The sequence below is a fragment of the Viscerimonas tarda genome (genome assembly GCF_054601255.1).
In genome coordinates this window covers 1-4,822 of the sequence record NZ_BAAHWV010000077.1, presented here as the reverse complement: position 1 = coordinate 4,822, position 4,822 = coordinate 1, and the positions used below count along the sequence as shown (strand labels likewise).

Annotated in this window: 4 protein-coding genes and 1 pseudogene; all 5 read right to left on the bottom strand. The window is 36.7% G+C overall.

Annotation, left to right across the window (positions count from 1 at the left end):
* Positions 1-1,129 (bottom strand): fibronectin type III domain-containing protein (locus tag ACYPWY_RS15580; RefSeq protein WP_459686466.1); only part of this gene is annotated, 1,129 nt, incomplete at its 3' end.
* A 154-nt stretch (positions 1,130-1,283) separates the two neighbouring features.
* On the bottom strand, positions 1,284-2,231 hold the full coding sequence (locus tag ACYPWY_RS15575) for a hypothetical protein (RefSeq protein WP_459686465.1): 948 nt from the start codon (positions 2,229-2,231) through the stop codon (positions 1,284-1,286).
* Between the two features lie 204 nt (positions 2,232-2,435).
* Complete coding sequence (locus ACYPWY_RS15570) at positions 2,436-3,371, bottom strand: hypothetical protein (RefSeq protein WP_459686464.1); 936 nt, start codon at positions 3,369-3,371, stop codon at positions 2,436-2,438.
* 55 nt (positions 3,372-3,426) lie between these two features.
* Positions 3,427-4,161 (bottom strand): hypothetical protein, encoded by a 735-nt coding sequence (locus tag ACYPWY_RS15565; protein WP_459686463.1) that lies wholly within the window; start codon positions 4,159-4,161, stop codon positions 3,427-3,429.
* Between the two features lie 12 nt (positions 4,162-4,173).
* Positions 4,174-4,822: pseudogene (locus ACYPWY_RS15560) on the bottom strand (hypothetical protein); the annotation flags it as partial.

The window sequence follows — 4,822 nt, the reverse complement described above, 5'->3', positions numbered from 1 at the left end:
ACCGACCTTTGTAGGCGCCGTCGCCCTGCGGTATAACCGATTTAATTGTGTACCGGCTGCCACCATCGTAGGGGTCGGTGAGTAAATCACCTGCTTTCAGCTCATTACGCAAGGTGTTGCTGGTAACCGGAACAGGCTGTATCTCGCCGCCGCAGTCGCATTCCGGACAATAATCTGCTACCTTTGGCTTTTCCGGTATCGTCAGACTTTTCCATTCGGTAAATGGCGCCGGATTCTGCCGGTTGCCGTTGCAAATGGCCTGCACCCGCAGCCGGTAGGTTTTCCCAAAATCTATATCAGGGAACTTAACCTGTGCATCATTAATCGAATAAGCAGTATGATAGCCGCTCTCGGGATTTTCTACTTCGATGTTGAATGAGGTATGATTGAGTTCGGGTGTCCACGAAAAAGACATATCCTGCCCGTCTCGCTTTGCCTCAAAGTTTTGCACGGCATCGCACTGGCACTGATAAGTAAACGTGCGAATCTGGCTATGCCCCTTTTGGTCGAAAGGGATATTGCCAAACGGATCGAAAGCCGTTACCCGCCAGGCATACTGCATCCCCGGATCCAGCATCAACTGTTCGGGATAAACCACCAAATTTGTGCCCAGTTGCGTAGCGCTGTATTTCACCGGCATCGATTGGGCAATCACATACGGATCGATGCCGGGAATGCGCATTTCCCACAATTCAAAATTATACTGAATGCCTGCCGATGGTATGCCAACATTATTCGGTATCCACGAAAAAGTAACAGGCATCCCCATAATAGCGCCCAGTTCGGCTTTTTCTACCGGCATTTTCAAAACAGGCGGTTTCCCGAGTGCAAACCAGGCAGTCGCCATTCCCTGATTGGAAATCAGCCGTCCGGTGGTATGGTGCCGGACTTCCACCACAAAGCGATAAAAGCCTTCGGGCAATTGTCCGGTGTTGCGGTACTGGTTTTTGCTGTACCCCTTAAATTGTAAGTTGTCGATATTAAAATAATCTTTCAGGTCTTCGCCATACAGCATCCGCATTTCGCCCCCACTCAAAAAGATGGGGACAGTAGCGATATTAGGCATCGTTTCGATGCTCACGCCCGTCATGGTTTCCATCTTAATGTGCAGGCGGACAGGTAAATTCATCTAAAAATACTATGTTTATAAATTTTCTCATTATTTATCTAATCAAATTGTACTCACTTTTTCCGAAGTTTGCAACTTCGTGGCAATTGTAAACTGCTTGTTTTTAGGTATAAGCTGAAAACTTACCTAAAGGGAGAAAATCATGCTAGTTATTTCAAAAATCAACATTTGATATTATCCATTGTTTCAGTTCTTTCTTTATTACAACCTTCTGATCTGGCATGAAGAATCTTCTTTTGGAAGTATCCAAATGTGCCTCTTTTATAAATTTATTCACAAGGCCTGCCCATTCACTATATCGAGGATTGTCTTTAAATAAAGAATGTAAATCAGAAAGCATACTTGCATCCATATATAAATAATCACGATCCTGGAACGGTAGCCGTCCTTCTATATCTAATAAATCAATCATATTGATGAGTGGATTAATGTCTTTTATGTAATTACCTATGTAATAAAATCTATCCATATATTCTCCACTTGAGAATAACAAATTGTCATCCATAAAAAAGTATTCCTTATCTTTATTCGTCGTAGAAAATTGAGTGATACTAAGTACATACTCTAGTGTGCATTGTTCAAGTAATTCTTTTTTACAAGAATCAACACCTAATTTTGCCAAAGCCATCTCCACTTCAGGGTAAGGATAATTCTCTTCTCCTTTATGTTTGAGTAAAATAGGTATTGCTTCTTCTATACCCCATGTTCCTGTAGCTAGAATTAAACTACGACTAATATTTTTTTTATATACGGATAATTTTTCTAGTCTTTTTTGAAGAAGGGAATCTATACATTGTCCTATTTTGTCGTTACAACCATACCCTGAGTGAATACAAAAAATGGAATCACTCTGTTGAAAATTATTTTTATGTACAATTTCATATTGTAGCTGAATAGGAATTTCTTGGTTAAGAGCTTTCAACACTTTAATTTTAAGCGAATCAGATATATCTATTTTCTGATTATAGTCTAGCTTGATTTCCCAATAAGGTTTATTGTCAAATTCAATATTTATCTTTTTTATTTGCTCATCTTTTGTTGTTTGAGTAAATAAACTAGTTGAGATTAAGAGATATACAATTGTCAAGAAAGTTGTTTTCATATTTTTCATCTTAAACGAATAAAAGTTCTTATTTGGTGTTGTTTGTCGCCTTGAATCTTAGCGTTGCGATTTCCGGTCGAGGCTGGTTTTGGGTGGAATCGTTTAGGGTTATGGTTGAATTTTCAATTAATGGCGCGCGATCTTTTCTCTCTTGTTGTGGAAACAACAGGAGAGGGAAGATGAGTAGTATGAGTAGTATGCGGTTCATTCGTCAATATTAATGTCGGGATCTCTGTACCTATCAATAAAATACCTTAAGGGATTCCAAGTATCTCTTCTGAGAAAATTTTTCTCTTCTTCCTCTGTCAATCTTCGTTTTTCAAAGCGACGTTCGCTGATAGATGTTATATTAGTTGGTAAAATGTAGCGCATTTCGTAATAATGTTCGCTGTCGGGTTCTCCGGTTTTTGCAGGGTCTCGTGTATAGTATATAAATTCCACCAATTGGTCTTCTTTACCTTTGGGAGCGCCTATCAGAAGTTGCCAGTCCGAAAGTAATGATCTTTTGGCGTAAGTATATTCATAATCAGGATACTCAGGTCTTTCTTTCCGAATTGATTCTGAAAATTCAGAGTTATAATACACTACAGCATCAACTCCAAACTGTACGCCTCTGACAAAACCAACATAGTCCACCGTATGCGGAAAACCAATATCCCGCCAATTTCCAAATGAGACATTACCGCCATGGAAACTAAACTCATTCCCTCCCATATCGCAGGCAAGGAATCGGTTGTCGTAAGGGAAAATACTGTCGTAAACGCTCGAAGAAATAGTATCCCCAAGCATGTATCTAATTCCCGTTAATCCATTTCCTTTTTCTATCAAATATAAATAAGGAGGCGCTGACATATCGACTTTATATCCTTGTCCCCCCCCAATGGGACTACCCCAATGGCTTATTTTAAGAATGATACTACTATAATAGACACTATCCTTATAAACATTCGAATGCTGTATTTCCCCAAATTTATCGTGTTTGTCTTCATCAGAGAGCAATGGATTAGTTAACAATCTGAAATACGCAAATTTAGTTATGAAATCGTTCTTTATACGTCTTTCTTTCTCTTGGTCAATCTTTTGGCAGTAGCACAAACTATATAAGCCTGTTAACATTATTAAGATAGCTAATCGTTTCATTTTCTTATGTTTTTTAAATTAATAACTATTTTGGTCAACACACACTTTTGCATAATCAATCATTATACTTATTCATGGGGTCATCAGAATCTTTATGAAAGAATTTATAATCAACAATACTCCCTTTCAAGTATATAGGTCCTTTTACTTGCTTTTTTTGTATTATACCGTTTTCCAGAATTTCATAATCCTCTATAATTACTTTTGACAATGGCTTTTCTTTATCTATAAGATATAAGGTTCCATCTTTGTTAGTATAATTATCAAAATTTGTTGAATACCAAAACACCTTAAAATGTTGTTCATTTTCAATAATACAACTTACCCAATCGTCTTCCATGGTAAACTGTTCTCCAATAATACATTTATTTATCATTTTTCCCTTGTAATCAAATGTGTACAGATATATGAGCGTTGTGTTTGAATTAATCTTTCCTTCCAAGGTAAGAAGACACATAAAATTATTTGTATTATATTTACACAAAACACCTGGTATACATTCCATTTTTTTATATCCTTGAACGATACCTTCTTCATAATCGTATAATTCAAACGAATAGTTCATCGATTCATCAGTCCTATTCAGAAATTTTATTGCTTCCTCTTTTGTGATGTTCGATTTGTCGTTGTCTACATTGAATGTCTTTTTTATCCTCTTTGTATTTATTGGAAATTTTTGGATGGAAAATTTTCCTACAAATTTTTCAAACTCTTTGTCTTGAATTTGAGTTTGTCCACAGCATTGCAATGATATTGCTGCACAAATAATTATCAAAATACCTTTTTTCATAAATAACATGTTTTAATATGTTTGACCTATATTTTTTCTAATCTCTGTAACTATATAATAGTCGTTATAATCAACATATTTTGTATTTCCTTTGATTAAACTTTCAGATTCATTTATATACAATTTGTTTTCAGAATTTTGACCATTGATTATGTTATTCGTTCCTACTTCATAAAACAAATAATAATATTGCTTTTTTGTAGCATCATATTTTTTGCCTCGAATAATAATATAATGATTTGTTATATTAGGGGAATTTCCAGAACAGATGGGTTTCCAGTTATTCTTTGAATAAGGGTGCTGCACTCCTACGATAATCGGCAATTCATGTTCTTTCAACGATTTATCAATAATCCGTACAGCTTCCTTAAACTCTGTTGTTTTACCTGTTAATTCGCTGCAATCCGAATTGTTACTTTCTGCAATAACCATTTGCATCGTTCGGTTAGTTGACGTTCCGGCATTTTCCAGTATTTTATTTGCTGCACGATAACAGCACTGCTGCGACCAACAAGTCTCTTTGCCAAATAGAGGCTCATCAAATTGATTTACCCACCAATTGCCCTCTTCGTCAAGGATGATTCCCTCATCCTCATTCGAACCACCACCAAATAACCATTTCTCTAACGCTTTGATTTTCTTTTCGGCATCGGTCTCGCTC